The 22,555-nt window shown below is 71.2% G+C and carries 21 protein-coding genes; 12 read left to right on the forward strand and 9 right to left on the reverse strand.

The genetic code is table 11. From position 1 onward, the window contains the following. The first annotated feature begins 44 nt into the window (after positions 1-44). The 6 genes from IZR01_RS12175 to IZR01_RS12200 all read left to right on the forward strand — a co-directional run bounded on the left by IZR01_RS12175 (position 45) and on the right by IZR01_RS12200 (position 9,177). The gene (locus tag IZR01_RS12175; protein WP_438939695.1) at positions 45-5,987 is read left to right on the forward strand and encodes a type I polyketide synthase; all 5,943 of its coding nucleotides are present in this window, start codon (positions 45-47) and stop codon (positions 5,985-5,987) included. A gap of 65 nt (positions 5,988-6,052) precedes the next feature. Next, the gene (locus IZR01_RS12180; protein WP_194892442.1) at positions 6,053-6,535 is read left to right on the forward strand and encodes an acyl-CoA thioesterase; all 483 of its coding nucleotides are present in this window, start codon (positions 6,053-6,055) and stop codon (positions 6,533-6,535) included. Positions 6,536-6,541: 6 nt separating this feature from the next. Continuing rightward, positions 6,542-7,093 carry a flavin reductase family protein gene (locus tag IZR01_RS12185; RefSeq protein ID WP_194892410.1) on the forward strand — a complete coding sequence of 184 codons (552 nt, stop codon included), beginning with the start codon at positions 6,542-6,544 and terminating at the stop codon, positions 7,091-7,093. Next, the gene (locus tag IZR01_RS12190; RefSeq protein WP_323746989.1) at positions 7,090-7,668 is read left to right on the forward strand and encodes a TetR/AcrR family transcriptional regulator; all 579 of its coding nucleotides are present in this window, start codon (positions 7,090-7,092) and stop codon (positions 7,666-7,668) included. The genes IZR01_RS12185 and IZR01_RS12190 overlap by 4 nt, the downstream gene beginning before the upstream one ends. Before the next feature lie 40 nt (positions 7,669-7,708). After that, positions 7,709-8,377, forward strand: a complete 669-nt coding sequence (locus IZR01_RS12195) for a helix-turn-helix domain-containing protein (RefSeq protein WP_194923866.1) — start codon at positions 7,709-7,711, stop codon at positions 8,375-8,377. A 59-nt stretch (positions 8,378-8,436) separates the two neighbouring features. Beyond that, on the forward strand, positions 8,437-9,177 hold the full coding sequence (locus IZR01_RS12200; protein ID WP_323746159.1) for an SDR family NAD(P)-dependent oxidoreductase: 741 nt from the start codon (positions 8,437-8,439) through the stop codon (positions 9,175-9,177). A gap of 53 nt (positions 9,178-9,230) precedes the next feature. On the opposite strand, the gene IZR01_RS12205 is transcribed toward IZR01_RS12200, so the two are convergent. The 7 genes from IZR01_RS12205 to IZR01_RS12235 are packed head-to-tail and all read right to left on the reverse strand — an operon-like array spanning position 9,231 to position 14,792. Further along, entirely contained in the window at positions 9,231-10,928 is a 1,698-nt protein-coding gene (locus IZR01_RS12205) for a copper resistance CopC/CopD family protein (protein WP_194923867.1), read from the reverse strand. Positions 10,929-10,938: 10 nt separating this feature from the next. After that, complete coding sequence (locus IZR01_RS12210; RefSeq protein ID WP_194923868.1) at positions 10,939-11,730, reverse strand: YcnI family copper-binding membrane protein; 792 nt, start codon at positions 11,728-11,730, stop codon at positions 10,939-10,941. Continuing rightward, a complete protein-coding gene (locus tag IZR01_RS12215) occupies positions 11,730-12,152 on the reverse strand; it encodes a hypothetical protein (RefSeq protein WP_194892414.1) in 423 nt (140 codons plus the stop codon). Before IZR01_RS12215 ends, IZR01_RS12210 begins: the two co-directional genes overlap by 1 nt. A 10-nt stretch (positions 12,153-12,162) precedes the next feature. Beyond that, a complete protein-coding gene (locus IZR01_RS12220) occupies positions 12,163-12,633 on the reverse strand; it encodes a cupredoxin domain-containing protein (protein ID WP_194892415.1) in 471 nt (156 codons plus the stop codon). A 12-nt stretch (positions 12,634-12,645) separates the two neighbouring features. Continuing rightward, on the reverse strand, positions 12,646-13,218 hold the full coding sequence (locus tag IZR01_RS12225) for a hypothetical protein (protein ID WP_194892416.1): 573 nt from the start codon (positions 13,216-13,218) through the stop codon (positions 12,646-12,648). Between the two features lie 19 nt (positions 13,219-13,237). Beyond that, on the reverse strand, positions 13,238-13,984 hold the full coding sequence (locus tag IZR01_RS12230; RefSeq protein WP_194923869.1) for a class F sortase: 747 nt from the start codon (positions 13,982-13,984) through the stop codon (positions 13,238-13,240). A gap of 13 nt (positions 13,985-13,997) precedes the next feature. Then, positions 13,998-14,792, reverse strand: coding sequence for a GVDTG sorting domain-containing protein (locus tag IZR01_RS12235; protein ID WP_194923870.1), 795 nt, complete (start codon positions 14,790-14,792; stop codon positions 13,998-14,000). A 392-nt stretch (positions 14,793-15,184) separates the two neighbouring features. On the opposite strand from IZR01_RS12235, the gene IZR01_RS12240 reads away from it, so the two are divergent. The 3 genes from IZR01_RS12240 (at position 15,185) to IZR01_RS12250 (ending at position 18,222) form a co-directional block, all read left to right on the forward strand. Then, on the forward strand, positions 15,185-16,522 hold the full coding sequence (locus tag IZR01_RS12240) for a serine/threonine-protein kinase (protein WP_194923871.1): 1,338 nt from the start codon (positions 15,185-15,187) through the stop codon (positions 16,520-16,522). Between the two features lie 105 nt (positions 16,523-16,627). Then, positions 16,628-17,389 (forward strand): ANTAR domain-containing protein, encoded by a 762-nt coding sequence (locus tag IZR01_RS12245; RefSeq protein WP_194892420.1) that lies wholly within the window; start codon positions 16,628-16,630, stop codon positions 17,387-17,389. An 83-nt stretch (positions 17,390-17,472) separates the two neighbouring features. Continuing rightward, positions 17,473-18,222, forward strand: a complete 750-nt coding sequence (locus tag IZR01_RS12250) for a GAF and ANTAR domain-containing protein (protein WP_194892421.1) — start codon at positions 17,473-17,475, stop codon at positions 18,220-18,222. Here IZR01_RS12250 and IZR01_RS50400 read toward each other — a convergent pair. Both IZR01_RS50400 and IZR01_RS12260 read right to left on the reverse strand, forming a co-directional pair. Next, positions 18,201-19,292 (reverse strand): 1-acyl-sn-glycerol-3-phosphate acyltransferase, encoded by a 1,092-nt coding sequence (locus tag IZR01_RS50400; RefSeq protein WP_228559280.1) that lies wholly within the window; start codon positions 19,290-19,292, stop codon positions 18,201-18,203. The genes IZR01_RS12250 and IZR01_RS50400 overlap by 22 nt on opposite strands. Positions 19,293-19,299: 7 nt before the next feature. Continuing rightward, on the reverse strand, positions 19,300-20,283 hold the full coding sequence (locus IZR01_RS12260) for a patatin-like phospholipase family protein (RefSeq protein ID WP_194923872.1): 984 nt from the start codon (positions 20,281-20,283) through the stop codon (positions 19,300-19,302). A 204-nt stretch (positions 20,284-20,487) separates the two neighbouring features. Between IZR01_RS12260 and IZR01_RS12265 the strand changes: the two genes are divergently transcribed. The 3 genes from IZR01_RS12265 to IZR01_RS12275 all read left to right on the forward strand — a co-directional run bounded on the left by IZR01_RS12265 (position 20,488) and on the right by IZR01_RS12275 (position 22,392). Beyond that, a complete protein-coding gene (locus tag IZR01_RS12265; RefSeq protein WP_194892424.1) occupies positions 20,488-20,883 on the forward strand; it encodes a hypothetical protein in 396 nt (131 codons plus the stop codon). Positions 20,884-21,005: 122 nt separating this feature from the next. After that, positions 21,006-21,296 carry a hypothetical protein gene (locus IZR01_RS12270; RefSeq protein ID WP_194892425.1) on the forward strand — a complete coding sequence of 97 codons (291 nt, stop codon included), beginning with the start codon at positions 21,006-21,008 and terminating at the stop codon, positions 21,294-21,296. Positions 21,297-21,420: 124 nt separating this feature from the next. Continuing rightward, a complete protein-coding gene (locus IZR01_RS12275) occupies positions 21,421-22,392 on the forward strand; it encodes a YihY/virulence factor BrkB family protein (protein WP_194892426.1) in 972 nt (323 codons plus the stop codon). Positions 22,393-22,555: the final 163 nt, after the last annotated feature.

The following is a 22,555-nucleotide window of genomic DNA, read 5'->3' on the forward strand; positions in this document are numbered from 1 at the left end:
GAACCGGCACCACCGGAACCGCTACCACCGGCACCGGGATCGCCGTGGTCGGGATCGCCTTGCGGTATCCCGACGCGGCGTCCCCGGACGAGCTGTGGCGCAACGTGCTGGCCGGCCGCCGTGCCTTCCGGCGGCTGCCGGACGAGCGGATGCGGGCCGAGGACTACTACTCACCCGATCCCGCCGCACCGGATCGGCACTACTCGAAGATGGCCGCGGTCCTGGAAGGGTTCGACTTCGACCGGGTCGGCTACCGCATCGGCGGCAGCACGTTCCGGTCCACCGACATGACGCACTGGCTGGCGCTGGACACGGTGGCGCGGGCTTTGGACGACGCGGGGTTCCCCGCGGGCGAGGGCCTGCCGCGGCAGAACACCGGCGTGGTCATAGGCAACACCCTCACCGGTGAGTTCAGCCGGGCCAACCTGATGCGGCTGCGCTGGCCGTACGTCGAGCGCACGGTCGGCGCGGCGTTGCGGGAGCAGGGCTGGGACGACGCCGCGCTGGGCGAGTTCCTGACCGCGCTGGAGGCCCGCTACAAGGCGCCGTTCCCGCCGATCGACGAGGACTCGCTGGCCGGCGGCCTGGCGAACACCATCTCCGGCCGGATCTGCAACTACTTTGACTTCGGCGGTGGCGGCTACACCGTGGACGGCGCCTGCTCCTCCTCGCTGCTGTCGGTGGCCACCGTCTGCAACGCGCTGGCCGCCGGGCAGATCGACGCGGCGGTGGCCGGCGGTGTGGACCTGAGTATCGATCCGTTCGAGGTCATCGGGTTCGCCAAGACCGGGGCCCTGGCCCGGTCGGAAATGAAGGTCTACGACAAGGACTCCAACGGCTTCTGGCCCGGTGAGGGCTGCGGGATGTTGGTGCTGATGCGCGACGAGGACGCGGTGCGTCAGGGCAAGTTCCGGTACGCGACCATCGCCGGCTGGGGCCAGAGCTCCGACGGCAAGGGCGGGATCACCCGCCCGGAGGCCTCCGGGCACCGGCGCGCCATCAGCCGGGCCTATGCCAACGCCGGGTTCGGGGTGGAGACGGTCCGCTACTTCGAGGGCCACGGCACCGGTACCGCCGTCGGCGACGCCACCGAGCTGGAGGCGATCAGCGGTGCCCGTCGCGACGCCGCCGGCGTGGCGGCCGGGACCGCGGCGATCAGCACCGTGAAAGGCAACTTCGGCCACACCAAGGGCGCCGCCGGCGTCGCCGGGCTGATCAAGGCGATCCTCGCGGTACGCCACCAGGTGATCCCGCCGGCCACCGGGCACTACGACCCGCATCCGGTGCTGCTGGCCGAGGACGCGACGCTGCACGTGCCGGACCGCGCCGAGCTGTGGCCGGACGGCGCGCCGATCCGGGCCGGCGTGTCGTCGATGGGCTTCGGCGGCATCAACGCGCACCTGATCGTCGAGCACGCCGACGGCGTCCGCCGCACCAACATCGGCAAGAGCACCACCCGGCTGGTCCGCTCCCGTCAGGACTGCGAGATCCTGCTGCTGGACGCGGTCGGCGTCGCCGAACTGCGCGGCCGGGTGGCGCAACTGGCCGGCTTCCTCACCAAGCTGTCCTTCGCCGAACTCGGCGACCTGGCCGCCACACTGTCCGGGGAGCTGACCGGCCGGCCGCTGCGCGCGGCGATCGTGGCCCGCTCGCCCGAGCAGGCCGAGGAGCGGCTGGGCCGGCTGCTGTCGCTGCTGGACTCCGGCGCCCGCCAGGTGTTGGACCCGGCCGGCGGGGTGTTCCTGGGGGCGGCGGGCCGCCTGCCGCGGCTGGCGTTCCTGTTCCCCGGCCAGGGCGCCGGACGGCGCGCGGACGGCGGTGCGCTGCGGCGCCGGTTCCCGGCCGTCGACGAGCTCTACCGGGACCTGGCCCTGCCCACCGGCGGCGACCAGGTCGCGACCTCGGTCGCCCAGCCGCGCATCGTCGCCGGCTCCGTCGCCGCGATCCGGGTGCTGTCGGCGCTGGGGATCACGGCGTCCGGCGCGGCCGGGCACAGCCTGGGCGAGCTGACGGCGCTGCACTGGGCCGGGGTGATGGCCGAGGAAGCGGTGCTGGCCCTGGCCGCCGAACGCGGCCGGGTGATGGACCAGACGTCCTCCGGCGGCGGCGCGATGGCCTCGATCGCGGCCTCGGCCGACCAGGTCAACGACCTGCTTTACCCCGAGCCGGTGGTCATCGCCGGATACAACAGCCCGACCCAGACCGTGGTGAGCGGTCCGGTCCAGGCCGTGGAGTCGGTCATGGAACGGGCCCAGGCACGCGGTCTGAGCGCGACCCGGGTCTCGGTGTCGCACGCGTTCCACTCCGCCGCGGTCGCACCGGCCGCCGAGCTGTTCGGACGGCACCTGGCGGCGCAGGACTTCCGTCCGCTGGACCGCACCGTGGTCTCCACGGTGACCGGTGCGCCGCTGCCCGCCGACACCGACGTGGCCACCCTGCTCAGCGGCCAGATGCTGGCCCCGGTGCGGTTCCACGACGCCGTGGCGGCGCTGGCGCGCGACTGCGACGCCTTCATCGAGGTCGGTCCGGGCCGGATCCTGCGCAACCTGGCCGCCGAGATCGCCCCGGCGGTACCGGCGGTGTCGATCGAGTCCGACAGCATGTCTCTGGCAGGGCTCTTCCATGCCGTTGCCATGGCGTATGTGCTCGGTGCGCCGGTCGAGCACGGCGAGCTGTTCCGGGACCGGTACGTCAAGCCGCTGCCGCTGGACAAGGAGTTCGTGTTCCTGGCCAGCCCCGCCGAGGCCGCGCCCGAGGGCGACTTCGCGGTCGTCAAGGCGGCCCTGGCGGCTCCGGCCGCGCTCGCTCCGCAGGGCGGTCAGAGCGGTCAGCCCGGTGCGGCGGCCTCGGCTGAGACGTCGTCGAACGAGGCGGCGTCCGGCGCGGGCTCGCAGGACGCGCTGACCGTGCTGCTGCGGCTGGCCGCCGAACGGGCCGAGCTGCCGCCGGAGGCCGTGAGCCCGGACAGCAACCCGATCGACGAGCTGCACCTGAGCTCGATCACGGTCGGCCAGATCGTCACCCAGGCGGCCAAGGCGCTCGGGGTGACGGCCGTGCTGGCGACCTCCGCCTACGCCACCTCGACCCTGACCGAGCTGGCCGAGATGCTCGACGGCCTGGCCGCCACGGCGCTCGCCGACGACGGCGCGGCCGAGCAGATCGCGGGCGTCGATCCGTGGGTCCGGGCCTACGCCATCGACCTGGTGTCCACGCCTCCGGCTCCGCCGGCGGTGGTGCGCCATCCGGCGGCCGAGTGGGAGGTGTTCGCCACCGACGGCCACGCGCTGTCCGAGCCGTTGCGCGCCGCGCTGTCCGTCGCCGGAATCGGCGCCGGTGTGCTGCTGTGCCTGCCCGACGAGGCGCACGAGGGCCACGCCGATCTGATGATCAGCGCGGTCCGGGCGGCGCTGTCCCGGGTGCGCGGCGAGCCGGTGCGGTTCGTCACGGTCGGCGGGCGCCGGGGCGCGGCGGGCATCGCCAAGACGCTGCACCTGGAGGCTCCGGCGGTGACCACGACCGTGGTCGCCATGGCCGGTCCCGACACGGTGCCGCCGGACTACCTCGCCCAGGTGGCCGCCCGGATCACCGCGGACGCCGCCGACACCACGGGCTTCGCAGAGGTCTGCTACGAGCGGGACGGTACGCGGACCGTGCCGGTCCTGCGCCCGCTGCCGGCGACGGCCGCCGACGCATCAGGGCTCGACGACGTCCTCACGGCCGACGACGTGCTGCTGGTGACCGGCGGCGGCAAGGGCATCACCGCCGAGGCGGCGCTGGGCCTGGCCCAGGACAGCGGCGCGGCGCTGGCGCTGATGGGCCGCTCGGATCCGGCCAGTGACCCCGAGCTGGCGATGAACCTGGAGCGGATGCGGGCGCAGGGGATCGCCTTCCAGTACGTGCGGGCCGACGTCACCGTCGCCGACGAGGTCAAGGAGGCTTTGGACCGGGTCCGGCGCACGCTCGGTCCGGTGACCGCGATCCTGCACGGCGCCGGGCGCAACGAACCGCGCTCCCTGGTGGATCTGGACGAGTCGACCTTCCGCCGCACGCTGGCGCCGAAACTGGACGGTCTGCGGACGGTCCTGACCGCCGTCGGGTCCGACCCGCTGAGGCTGCTGGTCACCTTCGGCAGCATCATCGGCCGGGCCGGTCTGCGCGGGGAGGGCGACTACGCCACCGCCAACGACTGGCTGACCGACCTGACGCACCGCTTCGCCGCCGACCATCCGGAGTGCCGGTGCGTCGCGCTGGAGTGGTCGGTGTGGTCCGGCGCCGGGATGGGCGACAAGCTCGGGGTGCTGGAGGCCTTGATGCGCGAGGGCATCTCGCCGATCCCGGTCGCCGAGGGCGTCGGGATCCTCAAGGCCCTGCTGGCCGATCCGTCCACCCCCGGCACCGTGGTGGTCGCCGGTCGGGCGGAGGGTCTGCCGACGATCACGATGGAGCACCGTGAGCTGCCGCTGGGCCGGTTCCTGGAGCGTCCGCGGGTGTTCTACCCGGGGGTGGAGCTGGTGGTCGACGCCGACCTGTCGCCCTCAGCGGACCTGTATCTGGCCGACCACCTGCTCGACGGGGACCTGCTGTTCCCGGCGGTGCTGGGGATGGAGGCGATGTCGCAGGCGGCCGGGGCGCTGACCGGGCACGACGGTGCGCCGACGCTGAACGACGTGGAGTTCCTGCGGCCGATCGTGGTGCCGGTGGACGGCCAGACGACCCTGCGCGTGGCGGTGCTCGCCGACGGTCCCGACGTCGTGCGTGCGGTGCTGCGCTCCAGCGAGACCGGGTTCCAGGCCGACCACTTCCGCGCCACGCTGCGCTACGACCAGCCGCTGCCGGTCGGCGACCCGCGGCCGCGCACTCGGGACACCGAGCCGCTGATCCCGCTGGATCCGGCGACCGAGCTCTACGGTCCGGTGCTCTTCCAGGGCGACCGGTTCCAGCGCCTGCTCGGCTACCACGAGCTCCAGGCCCGCGGGTGTGTGGCGGCGATCTCGAACCAGGCCCGGGACGACTGGTTCGGGTCCTTCCACCCGGGCGATCTCATCCTGGCCGACCCCGGCACCCGGGACGCGCTGATGCACTCGATCCAGTGCTGCGTGCCGGACGCCACCTTGCTCCCGGCCTCCGTCGAGCGGCTGTGGCTGGCCGATCCGAAGCTGGCCCGGCCGCTGCCCGAGGTGACTCTGCACGCGGCCGAGCGCTCGCGCGACGGGGACACCTACATCTACGACATCGAAGTCCGGGACCTGGACGGCGTGCTGGTAGAGCGCTGGGACGGCCTGACCTTGCAGGCGGTCCGCAAACAGGACGGGACCGGGCCGTGGCTGCCGGCGTTGCTCACGCCGTATCTGGAGCGCAACGTCGAACCCGTCTTCGGCCGCGCGGGACTGCGCACCGCCGTGGTACCGGACGCGGCGGCCCCGGCGGCCCCGGAGGGTTCCGAGGCCGACGGTTCGCAGACCGCGCTCCGGCGCGAGCGCACCGACCGGGCGATGAGCTGGGCCCTGGGCCGGCGGGTCGAGGTCGGGCACCGTTCCGACGGGATGCCGTGGATTGACGGGTTCCAGGTGTCCTCCGCACACGGAGCCGGACTCACCTTCTCCACGGCGCTGGCCGGCGACCGGCCGGTGGAGTGCGATGTCGAGGTCGCCGAGACCCGTCGGATGAGCGAATGGACCGACCTGCTCGGCGCCGACGGCGTCGCGCTGGCCGGCCTGATCTCCGCCGAGCGCGGCGAGGACTACTCGGTCGCCGCGACGCGGGTGTGGGGCGCGATCGAGTGCCTGCGGAAGGCCGGCCTGGCCCGGCCGGATCTGACGGCGGACACCGTCGAGGGGGTTCCCGGTTCCGGCCCGTGGGCGGCCCTGCGCGGCGGCGGACGGCGGATCGCCTCGTTCCTCACCACGGTGCGGGACGTCGGCGAACCGCTGGTGTTCACGGTGTCGGCCGCTGTCGAGGCGGCCGCCGAGGGGAGTGACGCGGAATGAGCGGCGAGAGCACAATGACCGGCAACGGCATGACGAGTGGCAATGGCATAACAAGCGGCAACGGCATACAGGACTACTACGAGTACCGGCACCTGGTCGGCTTCGAGGAGACCAACCTCGTCGGCAACGTGTACTACGTCAACTATCTGCGCTGGCAGGGACGCTGCCGGGAGATGTTCCTGCGCGAACACGCGCCGGAGGTCATCGCGGACGTGCAGGCCGACCTGAAGCTGTTCACGCTGAAGGTGGACTGCGAGTTCCTGTCCGAGATCACCGCGTTCGACGAGCTGTCGATCCGGATGCGGCTGGAGGACCTGACGCAGACGCAGATCGAGTTCGCCTTCGACTACGTGCGGCTGCGCGAAGGGCTGGAGGACCTGGTGGCCCGGGGCCGGCAGCGGGTGGCGTGCATGCGCGGCCCGAACACCGACACCCGGCCGACCCCGGTGCCCGAGCCGCTTCGGCGGGCCCTGAGCCGCTACGCGCTGCGCGGCACCCGCCCAGCGGCCGTCCAGGCCCCGATCCGGGTGCCGGCCGCGGGGAGCTGAGCGGCGATGGCCAAGCCAATGACGGCGCCGGTTCCGGCCGGCGCCGCCGCCGACCCCCGGGAACTGCGGCGCGTCTTCGGCCGCTTCGCCACCGGCATCACCGTGGTGACCTCCGGCGGCGACGAGCCGCGCGGGATGACCGCGAACTCGTTCACCTCGGTGTCGCTGGACCCGCCGATGGTCCTGGTCTGCGTACTGCGCGACGCCTCGATGCACGAGACGATCAGGGACAGCGGCGGCTTCGCGGTGTCCGTGCTGTCCAACCGGCAAGAACGCGTCGCCCGGCACTTCGCGAACCGCGACCGGCCGCGCGGCCGGGCCGAGTTCGACGCCGTGGACCACATCCCCGGCCCCCGCACCGGAGCCCCGGTCCTGCCGGACGCCCTGGCCTGGTTCGAGTGCTCCCTGGCCGCGGTGTACGACGGCGGGGACCACTCGATCTTCCTGGGCGAGATCGTCACCGTCGGACGTGGCCCGGACCAGGACGCGCTGCTCTTCTACGCCGGCTCCTACCGCCGGCTGGAAGCCCCGGCCGACTGGCGCGACCACATCCCGTGACGGCCCCGCACCGGAACACCTACCACCACGGCGACGCCCGCGCCGCACTCGTCCAGGCCGCCTTCGACCTGGCGCGCGCCGGCGGGCCGCCCACGGTGACCCTGCGCGCCGCCGCCCGCCACGTCGGCATCACGGCGGCCGCGGTGTACCGGCACTTCACCACGGTCGAGGAACTGCTTGAGGTGGTGAAGCGCCGGGCGCTGCGCTTGCTCGCGGAGCGGCTGGATGAGGCGGTCTCGTTGAGCGAGGGTGAGGGCGCCGGCGGCGGCGAACCGGCGGCCCCGGACCGCACCCGCACCCGCGCGATCGCCGAGGCCTACCTATCGTTCGCGCGTGAGCACCCCGGCCTGTTCGGCATGGCCTGCCACGGTGGCCTGACCGCCGCCCGCGATCTGGTCGCCGAGCACGTCGGCGATGCACCGCGCCCCACCCGCCTGGCTGTGTGGTCTGCCGCGCACGGCGTGGCTTTGCTCAGCGTGTCTGAGGCCGAACAAAGGCAGGTGCTGGACATCCTCCTGGCTGGAATCGTCGCCCCGAGCGCGGAATCGGGGCCCGTCATAAGCTGGCGGCCGTGATGGTGCGACAGATGGGCGTGGGCGAGGCATCGTGGCCCCGGTGAACGAGCCTGGCCGGGAAGTTCTCGAGAGCGGGTTCCGGATCTTGCGCGCACTGCCCGACGCGGACGCCCGCCGACAGGTGTCGAGCCTGGCCGAGCAGACCTCGATACCCCGGTCCACGGTGCACCGGCTGCTGCACCAGCTTCGCCGCAGCGGGGCCGTCGAGCTGGGGGCCGACGGCCGCTGGACGGTGTCGCCGCACCTGCTGGAGATCGCCCACCGGTCCCAGCCGGTCGACGGTCGGCGCACCGAGATCAATCGGATCATCCAAGCGCTGCGCGAGCAGACCGGGGCCACCGTCTCACTCGTCGTCGCGACGGAGACGAACCTCGTCGCCGTGGAGATGATCCCCGGCCGGGAGAAGCTCGTCATCGACGCCTACGCCGGGATCGAGATGCCCGATTTGTCGGCCGCCGCGATCGTGCTCGCCCCCACCCACCGGCACTCGGTACGGAAACGGCCGTTGCACGCGGCGGTGGACGACGAGGATCTGCTTGAGGGACTCACCTGCTACGCACGCCTGCTCCGGCTGCCCGGCGGGGGCCGGGCCTCGATCCAGATAGCCACGTCCGCCGGTCGGCGGGCGGAGAACTTCGCCGCGCACGTGCAGCGGGCCGCCAACACGATCGAGGCGCTGCGATCCGACGCGCCCATTGAATGGACATGAGCTCGACCGCGCGCCGGCCCCCATCGCACGATGCCGTCATGAACCCAACGAGAATCGCTGTGGTCACCGGCGTCAGCCGGGGCTTCGGGCGCAGCATGGCCGCTCACCTCGTCGCCAGTGGCGTCAAAGTGATCGGTACCTTCAACAGTGGCGGCGTGCGGGCGCGCGAACTCGCCGAGCAGATCACGCTGACCGGGGCGCAGGACAGCCTGGCGCTGCTCAGCCTCGATGTCACGCAGACCGATCGCTATGACGATTTCGCGAACGAGGTCTCGCGCCAGCTGGAGCGGTGGGGCGCCGACAGGTTCGACTACCTCGTCAACAACGCCGGGATCGGCGTGTTCGCCCCGTACGCGCAGACCAGCCAGGACCAGTTCGATGAAGTGATCGCGGTGAATCTGAAGGCGCCGTTCTTCCTGACGCAACGGCTGCTGCCGCTGCTGAACGACGGCGGCCGCATCCTGAACGTCTCGACCGCTCTGACCCGAGCCGTCGTTCCGAGCGGGTCCGCTTACGCCGCGAGCAAGGGGGCGGTGGAGGTGCTGACCCGCTACCTCGCCGTGGAGCTGGCAGACCGGGGCATCCGGGTCAACACGATCGTCGGCGGCGCGACCGACGGCGACTTCGGCGGCGGCATCATGCGCAGCGAAGCCGTCCAGAAGCAGGCCACGGAGGTCATCGCCCTGGGCCGGATCGGAACGCCGGACGACCTCGGCGCGGCGGTGCCATCGATCCTCTCCGACGCGTTCGGCTGGGTCACGGGCGCGTGCATCGACGTCAACGGCGGCCAGAGCCTGTAGGCGCTCCGTGCTCGATGCTCGGTGCTCTGAGAACGCTTCATCCGAGACCTGATTCACCGGATGGTGATCGGGATCTGCACGGTCGTCTCGTCCAGGTCGTCGGTGCGTAGGGTGACGGTCAGTCGCCAGCTGCCGGCGATGGGAAGTGATGTGTCGCCGATCAGGTGGCCGGCTCCGGCGTTGCGCAGTGTCACCGGCAGCGGTCCCAGGGCGTGCGAGGTGAGGGTGAAGGATGCCTGTACTTGCAGTACCTGCTCCTGCTTGCCGGTGGGGCCGAGGGTGTAGAGGTGGACGGTGTCGGCGCCGGTCTTCGCCGGGTCGACGGTCACCTGGACGGTGCCGACGCCGCCGGGGCCGCCGGAGTTGAATGCCGCCGAGGCGCTGACCGGCCCGGCGGACGCCGTGAACGCGGTGCGTGCGGGCGGGGCGTTGACCAGCGCCGCGGTTAGTGCGAGCACGCAGATGCCCAGTCCTACCTCGCTGGCGACGGAGCGGCGCAGTGTCGAGATCGCGGCCTGGTCGGTGGTGTCGGGGCTGCGGTCCTCCCGGTGTCGGGCGATCCAGCGGCGTGCGAGGTAGCCCAAACCGATCAGGAGGACCACGCCGAGCAGCTTGAGCAGCAGCAGCCTTCCGTATGCGGTGCCGGTCAGCGCGGGCACGGAGCCGACCTGTCGCCAGCTTTGGTAGGTGCCGGTGCCTACCAGGACGATCACGCAGGTCAGTGCCACCGGCGAGAAGTGCTGCACCATCCGGGCCCGCTCGCCCGGCGTTCCGTGTCCGTCGCGGCGCAGGACGATCGCGGCCAGGACGGTGAGGCCGCCGAGCCAGACGGCCATCGCGCACAGGTGGGCGATATCGACGGGCACTGCGAGGGCTACCTGTATTCCGGTGCCGGCGTGTCCGGAAACGGCCCATGTCGCGGCGATGCCGACTGTCAGGGCGACGCCGGTGAGCGCGGCCAGGATCCGGGCTTGTGGTGAGGCGTCTGGTAGCCGGGTGAACAGCCAGGCGAGCAGCGCTGCCGCGAACGCGATCAGAACCAGTCGAACCGACAGTGCCTCGCCGAGGCGGGTCGACAGGGTGGTGTGCAGCACTCCGGTGTCCAGTGCGCGGCCGAGGCCGAAGCCCGCGCCGTAGGGGCCCTGTAAAGCCAGTACGCCGGCGGTGGCGACGGCGAGCCCGCTCCACGCCGATACCAGCAGGATCCGCACGGCTCTGGTGCGTGCGCCGTTCGGCCACCACGCGAATACGAACACTGCGGTACCGACCAGGACGGCGAAGGCCGCGTAGGCCACGAAGCGGGCGACCGCGTAGAGGGCGCCGACCGTCTTGCTGCCTGCGGGGTGCAGTGTCGAGGAGTTCACGGTCGAGGCGGAGGCTTGGCCGATGTTGAAGGTGAATGCCCCCTGTACCGGATGGGAGTCGGCGGAGATGACCCGCCAGGAGGTTGTATACGTGCCCTGTTTCAGTCCGGACGTCAGATCGACGGCGACCTGGTCGGCGTGTCCGGCGGGGTGGGCGGGGCTGCCCTCGTCCACCCGGGTGCCGGTGGGGGAGAACACGCGCAGGGCGCCGAACTGGAGGGCCACCGGCTCGTCGAAGGTCACCGACACTTGATGCGGGGCGGAGGCGAGGGTCTGTCCGTCGCCTGGGGTGGTCGCGACCACGGTGGCGTGGGCGAAGGCGCCCTGCGCGGTGAGCAGGATCAGGCAGATGACCAGGGCCAGTAGCACCAGCAGTCGACGGAGCATCGTGACCGCCTCACTCCCGCGGTGTGGACTGTGGTGTGGAGTGGGTATCGGAGGTCTTGCGGCGTGCCCTCGATATGCCGAATGCGCCGACGGCTAGACCGGCCGCGCCGACCACGATGCCCGCGGTGCCCAGCGTTCGGGCGGTGCTGTCGCTGGTCGCCGTGCTCGGGGCTGCCGGGTTGGCCGTGACCGACTGTGCACTTGTCTGCGTGTCAGAGGGCTGCGAACCGGTGCCGGTGCCGGTGCTGGTTAGTGTCAGCACCGGTGCCGGGTGGTCTGGTGTGGGCTGGCCGGGTTGGGCGAGGTCGATCCAGCGCACCACGTCGCCGTTGGAGTACGTCTGCACGGCCTTGAACACCAACTGGTTCGTGTCATCGGGCAGTTTGCCCAGCATCACCCGGAAGCCCTGGTACTGTCCGGGCGCGAGCGCCCCGCCGGTCCAGGTGAGTTCGGAGACGACTTGCGTGACGGTGCCGTCGTCGGTGGTGATGGGCTTGGGCAGTGTCGAATTCGTCACCGCGACCTTCCAGCCGGGTGTGGGTTCGGGTAGGACGCCGGTGATCGGGTGGTCGGTGGGCAGGACCACCTCAAGTTGTGTGGTGTTCGCGGTGGCTTCCTCGTTGGGGACGCGGAAGGTCAGCTCCACATCGCTGCCGCCCTTGGCCGTCGTGTCGGGTCCGATGGTGACGTGTGCGGAGGCGACGCCTGCGGAGGTGAGGATGAACAGTGCCGCGCTGGCGAGGACGGCTGCCAGCGGCTTCCTAGAGGTGAACGCTCGTGCGGATCGTCGATGGCCGGACATCAGGGTTCTCCCTTCGAGGCGTCGGCGCGGGTCCACCGGGGCCGAATGATCAGTGGTGTCAGCGCTGCTATGGCGGCGGCTTGGCCGATCAGGGCCCAGACTTTGTCGGCGTACCAGATCGGCTCGTACATGTTGGGAAGCGGTCCGATGGCGCCGGGGTTGGCGTAGCGGTAGATCAGGATCGCCGCCAGGCCCGCAGCGGCGGTGAGCCACGCGAAGGCGTCTGCTGCGCGGTGTCGCCACAGCACGACCAGCAGCAGGGCGAGGATCGCGGCGGCGGCCTCGATGCGGAACAGCGTGCCCTGGCTGATGACGGATGAGGCGATCGGGTCGTAGCGGTGTGCCAGGTGCAGGTGGACGTAGGCGTCCACAGCCAGGCCGACGGCTGCGACACCCCGCAGGACGATGGTGATGGCCGTCATCGCGGGTCTCCTATCCGACTGTCAGGGTGCCGTGCATGGAGGCGTGGATGCTGCATACGTAGGGGTAGTTGCCGGCGGTGGCCGGTGCCGTGAATGTCGCCGACTTCCCGGGGTTGATGTCGCCGGTGTCGAAGGTGCCGCCGGCGGCTGTCAGGGTGTGTGTCACGGAGTCGTGGTTGACGACGGTGACGGCCTGACCGGGGTGCACGGTGAGGTTCGCCGGGCTGAACGCGAAGTTGTCGATGACGATCTGCGCCGCTGCCGCCGGTGCCGAATTCGGTGCCGAACTGGGTGCCGGACTTGGGGCCGTGGTCGTCGAGGGCGTGGTCGTCGAAGGCGCGGCGGGGGTGCTCGGTGCGGTGGGGGAGCTGGGTGCGGTGGTGGGTGCCGGGCTGCTCTTGGACGCTGTCGAGGAGCAGCCGGCGGCTGCGAGGAGCAGGGCCGCGGTGGGGACCGCGAGGCGTCGCAGGGTTCTGGACATGACATGTCCCTTCTACTTGCCGGTCCAGCAGCCGAGGATGTCGGTGGTGACCTCGTAGGCCACGTCGGCGCGGCTGAGTCTGCTCGGGCCGGATGCCGCCGACAGCCCGGTGGCGTCGACGTGCAGGGTCTTGTCGTCCTTGAGGACGACGACGTTGCCGGCGGTGTTCTGGAACCCGGGGTTGCCCAGGCCTTCGCTGCCGGTGAGTGGGGTTGTGGTGCCCAGCTGGTGCTGGAGGGTCGTGAGGTAGGTGTTCGCGGACGGGGCGTCCGGGGATTCCTTCACCGACAGCACGAGTGTTCCGGATGCCAGGTGGTAGGTGCAGGTGTAGAGATGGTCCGTCCAGGTGGCCGTCGTGGTCGGAGCGGGCGAGGCGACGAGGATCGTCTCCACCGCGGTCTTGATCTCCGTCCCGCATACCATCAGCGCGGATGCCGACGGTCCGGCGGCGGACGAGCCGGCAGCCGCCGCCGCCCCGGCCGATGTGCTCGGCGCGGGGGCGGACTCGGTGGCGGCCTTCGCCGAGGCGCAGCCGGCCATCGCGGCCGTCAGCGAGATGGCAGCAATGAGTTTCAGTCCCCTCATGATGTCCTCCTCTCTGCGGTCAGACCGGGTGGATCCCGGTCAAGGTGGCGTAGACGACGATGTCGTCCTGGTAGTGCTGGTTTTCGAACGGCCCGGCGCAGGTGATCAGCCGCAGTTGCGGGTTGGTGGTGTTGCCGTAGACGGTCAGCGTCGGGAAGGAGCTCTTGGCGTACTTCTCGACGCCGTCGATCCGGAACACGGCGACGGTGTTGTCGCTGCGGGTGACGTCGACGGTGTCGCCGGGGCGGAGCGCGCCCAGGTTGTAGAAAACGCCTTCGGCGCCGGTGGTGCCGTCGATGTGGCCGACGATGACCGCCGGGCCGACCTGCCCCGGTGCGGGGGAGTAGCGGTACCAGCCCGGAATCGCCGGGGTGGTCAGCGGCGGTGTCGCGATGGAGCCGTCAGAGTTCTGGCCCAGCTGCATCAGCGTGTGGCTCACCTCGATCTCCGGGATGCTGATCGCGGTGGGTGTGGGGACCGGCGCGGCTGGCGGCTGTGGTGTCGTCGGCGACGGCGCGGGTGCGGGTTTCGACGCGCTCGACCCGGTGCCGGTGCCGGTGCCTGTGGTGCTCAGCGTGCCGGTGGTGCCCGCAGCCCCCGGCACCCCCGAAGCCGGCAGCGCGGCCGAAGCCGGAGGCTGCGGCGGGTGGTGCTGCGAGGAGATCCCGAGCGCCAGCGTCCCTGCTGAGGCCAGCAGGAAGACGGCGGCCGCCGACGCCAGCAGACGCCGGCGGCCACTACCGAACAGCCTTGTCAGCCAAGACATGACTGCCTACTTCCTACTTCTGGACGGCGTTCCGGCGCCGCAGATACAGCGCGCCACCAGCGGTGGCCGCCAGGCCCGCGCTCGCGGCGAACATCCACGGCTCGGCCAGACCGGAGGTCCCGCCGCCACCGGTGTTCACCCCGCCACCGGGAACCGAGGTCATCTGCGAGACCTGAAGCGGTCCGCACAGCGCCGGGGAGGTCGCGGCCAGCGGCAGCGACGGAACCAGGTCACTGGGCTCGCCCTGGGCCTGGGCGCTGAGCGTCGTCGGGTCCAGACCGTGGACCACGATCACGGCCTTGCCGGACTGGATCGAGGCCACGGTCGCGGCGTCCAGGGTGATGGTGCGGGAGTAGTCGAACGACCCGCCGGACGGGGCGATCTTGACGTCGGTGCCCGCCGCCGGGCTGGTGTCCCCGCTGACGCTCAGCGTGGTACCGATCCCGCCGTAGAACGACGCACCCTCAGTGGTGCTGACCACGCCGTCGCCGTTGGTGTCGGCCGAGGCGCCCGGGCAGGTGCCCGCCGCACCGATGTGGATGTGCTGCACGTGCGGGTAGGCCGCGCCCATGAAGGTCGTGGCCAGCCCCTGCACCTTCTCGGTGATGACGGCCTGGTCGCCGTTCAGCTGGAGCATCAGCGTCCCGGAGCCGGTGGCGTGGTTCAGCGGGTTCAGCGTCGCCATGTACGTGGCGCTGGATGTCTGCGCACTGGCCGTCGAGGCGGTGAAAGCCAGCGGGAATGCCAGCAACGCCGCGGGCGCCGCAGCCATCGCCATGATCCTGGTCGTTCTCTTGGTACGCGTCATCGTGCTCTCCTCCAACTACTGGTGTTCAGGCTCCTGATGACGTCTCTGACCCGTGGGTTGCGGATCAGGACCGAAGGAAGATGTGCGCCGGGATTCTGGAGCGCACCGAGTTGGCCTTCTGCCGTGATTCGGAGGCGACGGCCGGGCGGATTGGTCGACGGAGCGGCCGATCGGAGATTCTTTTGGATTCCACGGCGGGTGCATGTTCTTGCCAGTCGCGTGGGCAGCGATGGGGGGTACCCCGCTGTGCGGGGCACGTTGGGCTGTCGGCGCGGGTGTTTCGGATGGACACTTGTACGAGGAACTCACCTCGTCGCTCGCCGACGGGGCTCACGCCGCCCTGGACCTCGGTGGCGCCTGACAGTCAGCAGGCGAACCCGAGGTGAAGCCGGATGGCAGGAACGTCTGAAGGAGAACTGGCCGAGGGGCAGTCCTCCGCGATGGCTACGATGTCCCAGCAGATCCCGGAGGACATTGCCGTCCAGATCCCGGAGGGCTTTGCCGTCCAGGACACGGCCGTCCAGGGCACCGCCGTCCAGGAAGCGCCGACCGCGGAACTGTTCGCGCAACGCTATCGGCTGGGACCTGTTCTGGGGCGCGGCGGTACCGCGCTCGTCTACCGGGCGGTGGACGAGCGGCTGCGGCGGCCGGTGGCACTCAAGGTGTTCCGCCCCGATGCGGACGCGGCTGCGGCTGCGGACGCGGATGTCAGCGACAGCGCCGATCTGGTGCGGCGGTTCGTGGTCGAGGCCCGGCTGCTGGCCCGGCTGCACCACCCGGGCCTGGTGGAGATCTTCGACTTCGGACACCTTCCGCAGGGCCCTTACCTGGCGCTGGAGCTCATCTCCGGCCCCACGCTCCGGGGGCTGGTAGCCGCGGGGCCGATGCCGTTCGCCGACACGATGCGCGTCGGCCGCTCCGTGGCCGCCGCCTTGGCCTACATCCACGCCGCCGGAGTGGTGCACCGGGATGTGAAGCCCTCGAACATCCTGCTCGATGAGCAGGGCTTGGCGCGCCTGGCAGACTTCGGGGTGTCGCTCGCGGTGGACGCAGCCGGGAGCACCATGGTCGGGAACGTCGTGGGTACGGCCGCGTATCTGTCCCCCGAGCAGGTCCTCGGGGCTCGTGCGGGTTCGGCGGCCGACGTCTTCGCCCTGGGGCTGGTACTCATCGAGTGCCTCACCGGCCGGCGTGAATATCCGGGGTCGCCGGCCGAGTCGGCCGTCGCCCGATTGCGCCGACTCCCGAATGTGCCTCAAGGCCTGCCGCGCGGCGTGTCGCAGCTGCTGGAACAGATGACGGCGTGGGACCCGGCCGAACGCCCCGACGCCCAGGAGTGCGCGGCGGTCTTCGGCCGTCCCGGCCCCGTGTATCCGGCCCTGGAGTCGCTGTTGGAGGATGCGATGACCGCGTTCGACTCGGACGAAGAGACTGTCTGGGTCCGGCCGCCAGCCCGGCAGCCGGCTTCCACTACCTGGCCGTCCACTGCCCGGCCGTCCGGTAGACGGTTCTCGGCGGCGCTGGCCGTGGTGGCCGTGCTCTCGGGGGTCGGTGGCGCGGCGATCGCCTCCGGCGCCGACGCCGGAAGTCCTGCCGTGCGGGTTCCGGCCGTCCTAGCCCATCCCGTGCCGACCGCGGCCCCGGGCAGCGGCTCCTCACCGAGCGCACAGCCGACCCTCGCGACCGTCGTCGCGGTGGTGGCGGCGCCGGCCGACTCAGAGATCAAATAGAAGAAGGCCGAAGATGGGGGTCCGGCGCGGGCGGGAGGCGGGGACTACCGTGGGCAGTGACCGGCGACGGGGATTCACGCAGTCCACAGGGAAGGCGGTGTCGGCGTGGTCAGCGATCGGATGGCGATAGTCCTGGCTTTGCTGGACCGCACCTCGGCACCGAACGGCGCCGGCGGCGGGCTGTCGATGACGGCCTGTGCGGCGGCCTCGACCGCGCTGGGGGTCGACGGCCTGTGCGCCGTGGTGGGTACCGGGGCCGGCGGCACGGTTCTGGCGTTCGGAGCCCAGGCGGTCAGCGCCGCACTGGAGGACCTGCAATTCACTCTCGGCGAGGGCCCTTCTCTGGAGGCCGTGGCCTCGGGGGTCCCGGTGCTGGCGGCGGAACTGGCCGCCGGGGCGGGCCGCTGGCCGGCGTTCACCGGCCCGGCCATTCAGCTGGGGGTGAACGCGGTGTTCGCCTTCCCGCTGCGGATCGGCGCCATCGATCTCGGCACGCTCACCGCCTACCGGGCCACGGTCGGGCCGTTGAACCCCGGTCAGATCACCGACGCCCTGGCGCTGGCCGACGCCGTCACGCTCACCGTGCTGCACCGACAGGCCGCGGACGGCGCCGGCCGAGGTGCCGGCCAAGGCGCCGGCCAAGGCGCCGCCCCGGACGATCAGCCGGGGCCGGGGTGGGCGGCGCCGGTGACCTACCGCGCCGAGGTCCACCAGGCCACCGGCATGGTCAGCGTCCAGTTCGGAGTGGGTCTGGCCGAGGCCCTGGCGCGGCTGCGGGCCTTCGCTTTCGGACGGGACCTGCTGCTGGCGGACGTCGCCGCCGACGTGGTCGCCCGCCGCCTGCGCCTCGACGAGGAGGACCGGTGAGGACCGGTAGGACTGGTGAGGACCGGCGAGGGCCACCGGCACGCTCGGGTTCCAGGGGCAGAAAACAGGTCTACCGTGGAGATATGCCCGTGACCCGTGAACGACGGCTCGTCGAGACGTTCGTCGAGGTGGCCGACACCCTGGTCGACGACTTCGACGTCATCGACCTCCTGCACCTGCTCGCCGAGCGGTGCGTGCAGCTGCTGGACGTCGACGCCGCCGGCATCATGCTCATCGACCAGCGCGGCAACCTGCACGCCGCCGCGGCCTCCGCCGAGAACGCCCGGCTGCTGGAACTGTTCGAGCTGCAAACCGATGCCGGGCCCTGCGTCGACTGCTGCCGCACCGGGGCACCCGTGGTCAACGCCGACCTCACCACCAACGCCGCCGGCTGGCCCCGCTTCGCCGAGGCCGCCCAGGCCTCCGGATTCGTCGCCGTCCACGCTCTGCCGCTGCGCCTGCGCGAGTCCGTCATCGGGGCGTTGAACCTGTTCGCCGCCGACAGCCGGATACTGACCGACGACGACGTGCGCGTCGGCCAGGCGCTGGCGGATGTGGCGACCATGGGCATCCTGTCCCAGCGCGGCATCCATCAGGCCGAGCTGTTGGCCGCCCAGCTCCAGAACGCCCTGAACAGCCGGGTCACGATCGAACAAGCCAAGGGCGTGCTGGCCGAGCGCCGCCAGATCAGCGTCGACGAGGCGTTCACGCTGTTGCGCCGCCACGCCCGCGACCACAACCTGCGACTGTCCGACGTGGCCCGGGGCGTCGCCGACGGCTCGGCGACCGCCGCGGAGCTGCTGCCCGCAGTTCAGGAAGGTTCTGAGTTCTGAGTTCGGCTTCCCGCCACCCAGCGGTCGATCCGGGCCCAGTTGTCCTCCAGCCAGCCGAGCCGCGACTGTTCCTGCCCCGGTACCTCCGCCGCCGGCACCACCCACCAGGTGAACGTCACGGGGCTGGCCAACGGGATGGCGCGCCACACGTCGGCGACGGACTGTAGATGGTCCAGGCCGGTGTGCGCGACGAAGACGACGTCAGCCTCCGGCGCGGCCTCCAGCGCGGCGAACAGCCCGTCGGGGTGCGGCGGCATCACGTTCCGCAGCCGGTCGGCGCGCGCAGCCTGGCGGACCAAGCCGCGGCGCCGCAGGCGGGTGATGGCCCGGCGGCGCCGACCCGGGGTGAAGTTCCCGCCCTCGGGAAAGATCAGCAGGGCGTCGCCGTCGGCCAGGTCCCGGGCCAGCTCGCCGATCCGGGCGGCGGTGGCGCCTCGGTCGCCGGGCTGGGGATCGATGAAGGCGTGCGGGATCCTGCCCAACAACGCGTCGATCAGGGGATCCCAGGCGAGCGTCTGCTTCAGGACCACCCGGGGAACACGGCCGTAGCCGGACAGGAGGAGGTCCGCCAGCAGGAACGCCCCTCCGACTCCGCCGTGGCGGCCGCACACGATCATCGGGCCGACGGGAAGGTCCGGCCGGTCTGGTAGGTCCGCCGGGTCTGGCGGGTCTGGTGGGTCTGGCGGGTCCGACTCCTGCTCTGCGGCCGGGCCGGCGACGAATTCGACGTCGAGTCCGCCGAAACGCCGCGCCGCCTTCCGCAGGGCGGCCAGCGACCTTCTCAAGGCCCGGATACTGTCTCTTCTGTCCCGTGCCGCGTCGCGGTCGACGCGGAACCGGAGCCACCGCCACGCGGCGAGCAGCAGACCGACGTTCTCGACCGCCGCGTAGACCGCTGCGGCGCCCAGCACCCGGCGGGCCCGCCCGAGTTGTGGCCGCCAGGGCGCGGAGACGATCGTGAAGACCGCGGCCCCCACTGTGCCGACGAGGACCACGACCGATACGGCCACAAGGAGGCAGACCCCGAGCAGGCGGCGGCAGACGGCGCGCGGTGCGCGCAGCGCGTTCATATGCCGCTCACGGCATGTGCCCCGGGCGATCAGTGTGGTCTGCGCGTGTTGTGTGCTCTGCTTGTCCCGAGAGCTCCGGGTGGTCTGCGTGCTCCGGGTGGTCTGCGTGCTCCGCATGGTCTGCGTGCTCCGCATGGTCTGCACGCTCCGCCTGCCCCGCGAGGTAAGCCATCGAAGCCTCATACGCCCGCTCGATCCGCTCCCGCACCAGGCCCAGCCCGCGTCGTCCATACCGCGGCCGCAGATCGGTGGCCGAGTCCGGCGCGCCCGTGGGCAGAACGTGGACGTCCACGCCCGCCACCGGATTGCTCAGCGCGTGGACGAACCGGTGCCGGCGAGCGATCTCGAAGGCGACCATCGCGACCTCGCGCGGCGTGCGCGGGGCCTGGAGCGGCTGGTCGATCCGGCCGACATGCAGGACGTACACGGTACGGGCCCCGGACGCCAGCGCCCGGCCGACCGGGACGCTGTCCACCAGCCCGCCGTCCAGGAAGTGCTCATCGCCGACCAGCACGGCCGGCAGCAGACCGGGTACCGCGGAGGAGGCCAGGACCGCGTCGACCAACGGGCCCCGCACGAACCAGTGCTCGGTGGCGCGCTCGATCGACGCGGCGACGCATTCGAAGGTCACCGCCAGGTCCTCGATCTGAGCTGTGCCGAACTCGCGCGTTATCAGGCCGCGCAGCGCGGCGTTGGAGAACAGGTGGGTCCGGCTGCGTAGCGCGGTCCCCAGCTGCGCGAACAGCGTGTCGGCGAAGACGCCGTGCTCGCGTAGCGAGATCCAGAGCTGCTCCAGGCGGGTCACCGCCGCCGGCTGCGGATCGGCGGCGATCATGGCGCCGTTGAGCGCCCCGACCGAGGAACCGAGGATCAGGTCCGGCTGGATCCCGTGGTGCATCAGGGCTTTGAGCATGCCCACTTCGTAGGCGCCCAGCGGCCCTCCGCCGCCGAGCACGAACGCGACCGGCCCTGCTCGCGTGGTTATCGACATCTGGACGTACCTCCTACCGGGGTGGCGCTCGGCGCTGGAGCCTCCGCGTACCCGACACCGCCGAAAACATGCCAGGCCCTGGTCACGCCCGGATCTTGCGCCGACGAGAGCCGCGGGCCCGGGCCGCCCGCGCCTGTTTCGAACGCGTCTGTTTCGAACGCGACGGCCGGGTATCAGGCAGCAGAACCAAAGGAGGTACAGACAATGGTGACCATCCTTATGGTGATGTTCCTGGTCGGGCTCACCGTGTTGCTGATCGGCGGTTCGGTGAAGGCGGCGAGAATGCAGCGCCTGGCTGCCCGCGGCCCGCGCGTGGTCGACTATCGCGAGCGCCTGACCGAGGAGGACCGGGAGTACATCGAGGAGTCGTGGCGGAACGTGGAGCGCGTGGAGGGGGCCTTCCCGGACGATCCCGAGGTCGCGCTCGCCGTGGCGCACAACACCGTGGGCTCGGTCTTGCAGGCCCGCGGAGTGGACTCCGCCCAGATCCCGGCCGCGCGCGAAGACGCCGCGTCGGACTCGCCGCGGGAGCTTCGCCGCCAGCTGCTGGAGTACGAGTACATCGTGAGCGAGCTGGTCGACGCCGCGTCGCGGGGGTGAGACCTCCGGCCCGGGATCAGGCCTGCCCCGCCTTGTTTGAATCCGGAGGATCTGGCCATGGTGAGGGCACTGTGACGCTCCCTTTGAGAGGGTGACGCTCCCTACGAAAGAAGGCGTCCACTATGGACGAACGCTCCTCCGGAACAGGCATCGCCCGCTTCATCTCAGTGATCTTCGCGGTCATCGCGATCATCCTGATCGTGCACATCGTCCTTTTCTCCGCCGACGCCTCGACGACCTCCACGATGGTCAAGGACGTCGGCGACGTGGCCGCCAAACTGGCCTGGGGCTTCAAGTCCTTGTTCTCCTTCGACAGTGCCAAGCTCACCGTCTTCGTCGACTACGGCCTGGCCGCGCTGGCCTACCTGCTGGTCGGCGGGGTCGTGGTGCGGCTGTTCCGCAGGGTCGGCTAGGTCTGCTGCTAGTCCGGCGCGGACATGTGGGGCGTGTTGGCCGCGTCGGCCGGCGGCAGTTCGTCCCGGCAGACCGTCCCAGGCCGCTACGGTGCGGAAAAGGATTCTGATTGAGGCAGCCTCGATGATGAACCGACTCCGCACCGCCGTGAGGCGCTTCGACTCCTTCCAGCAGCGGCATCCCTGGGCGGGCTTCCCCGTCGCCGTCGGCAGGAAGTTCAACGACGACCGGGCTGGCTCCCTCGGCGCGGTGATCGCCTACTACGCGTTCCTCGCCGTGTTCCCGCTGCTGTTGGTCCTGGTCGTCGTCCTGAGCGTCGTGCTCCACGGCCATCCGGCACTTCAGCAGCGGGCGCTCGGCTCCGCGCTCGCGGACTTCCCGGTGATCGGCGGCGCGCTGCGGACGAACGTGTCCGGCCTGCACCGGAGCGGGCTGAGCCTGGTCCTGGGCTTGCTCGGCACGCTGATCGGCGCGCGGGGCGTCGCGAACGCCGCTCAGCACGCCTTCAACACGGTCTGGGCCGTGCCCTACAAGCGCCGCCCCGGTTTCCCCTGGTCGCAGTTCCGGAGCTTCGCGGCGATCGGGGTGATCGGTCTGGGGGTCCTGACGACCACCGCTCTGTCCGGTATCGCCGCGGGCTTCTCGCACCTGTCGGTATTGGTGCAGGCGGGTGTCCGGCTAGCGGCGTTCGCGACGTCGCTCGCGTTGAACGTCGGGCTGTTCTGGCTCGGCTTCCGGATCACGACGGCGGCCGAGGTGCCCACTCGCGCGCTGCGCACCGGGGCGGTGCTCGCGGCGGTGGCCTGGCAGATGCTTCAGGCCGTGGGCGGGTATCTGATCGGCCACGAGCTGCGCCATGCCAGCACCCTGTACGGCGTGTTCGGGCTCGTTCTCGGGCTGCTGTTCTGGCTGCACATCCAGGCGCAGCTCACGCTCTTCGTGGTCGAGGCCGACGTGGTGCGCACCAGGGGCCTGTGGCCGCGCAGCCTGCTGGCGCCGCCGTACACCGAAGCCGACCGGGCGTCCTTCACCGCCTACGCCAAAATGGAGGAACGGCACGACGAGGTCATCGTGGACGTCACCATCGATGATTAGGGCGTGTTTCAGTGCCGACCCGTGAACGCGATGACGGTGACGATGGCGGCGGTGGCGACAACTGTGATGATCAGGTCAATGATCATGTACGCCTCCTAGCGGGGCTTCTCCCCATGGCTACCCCCGTTTTCGGATCCAAACGGTCGGTGCGGATCGGGTCGGG

Origin of the sequence: Catenulispora pinisilvae, assembly GCF_015356865.1 — a bacterium.
GTDB classification, from domain to species: domain Bacteria; phylum Actinomycetota; class Actinomycetes; order Streptomycetales; family Catenulisporaceae; genus Catenulispora; species Catenulispora pinisilvae.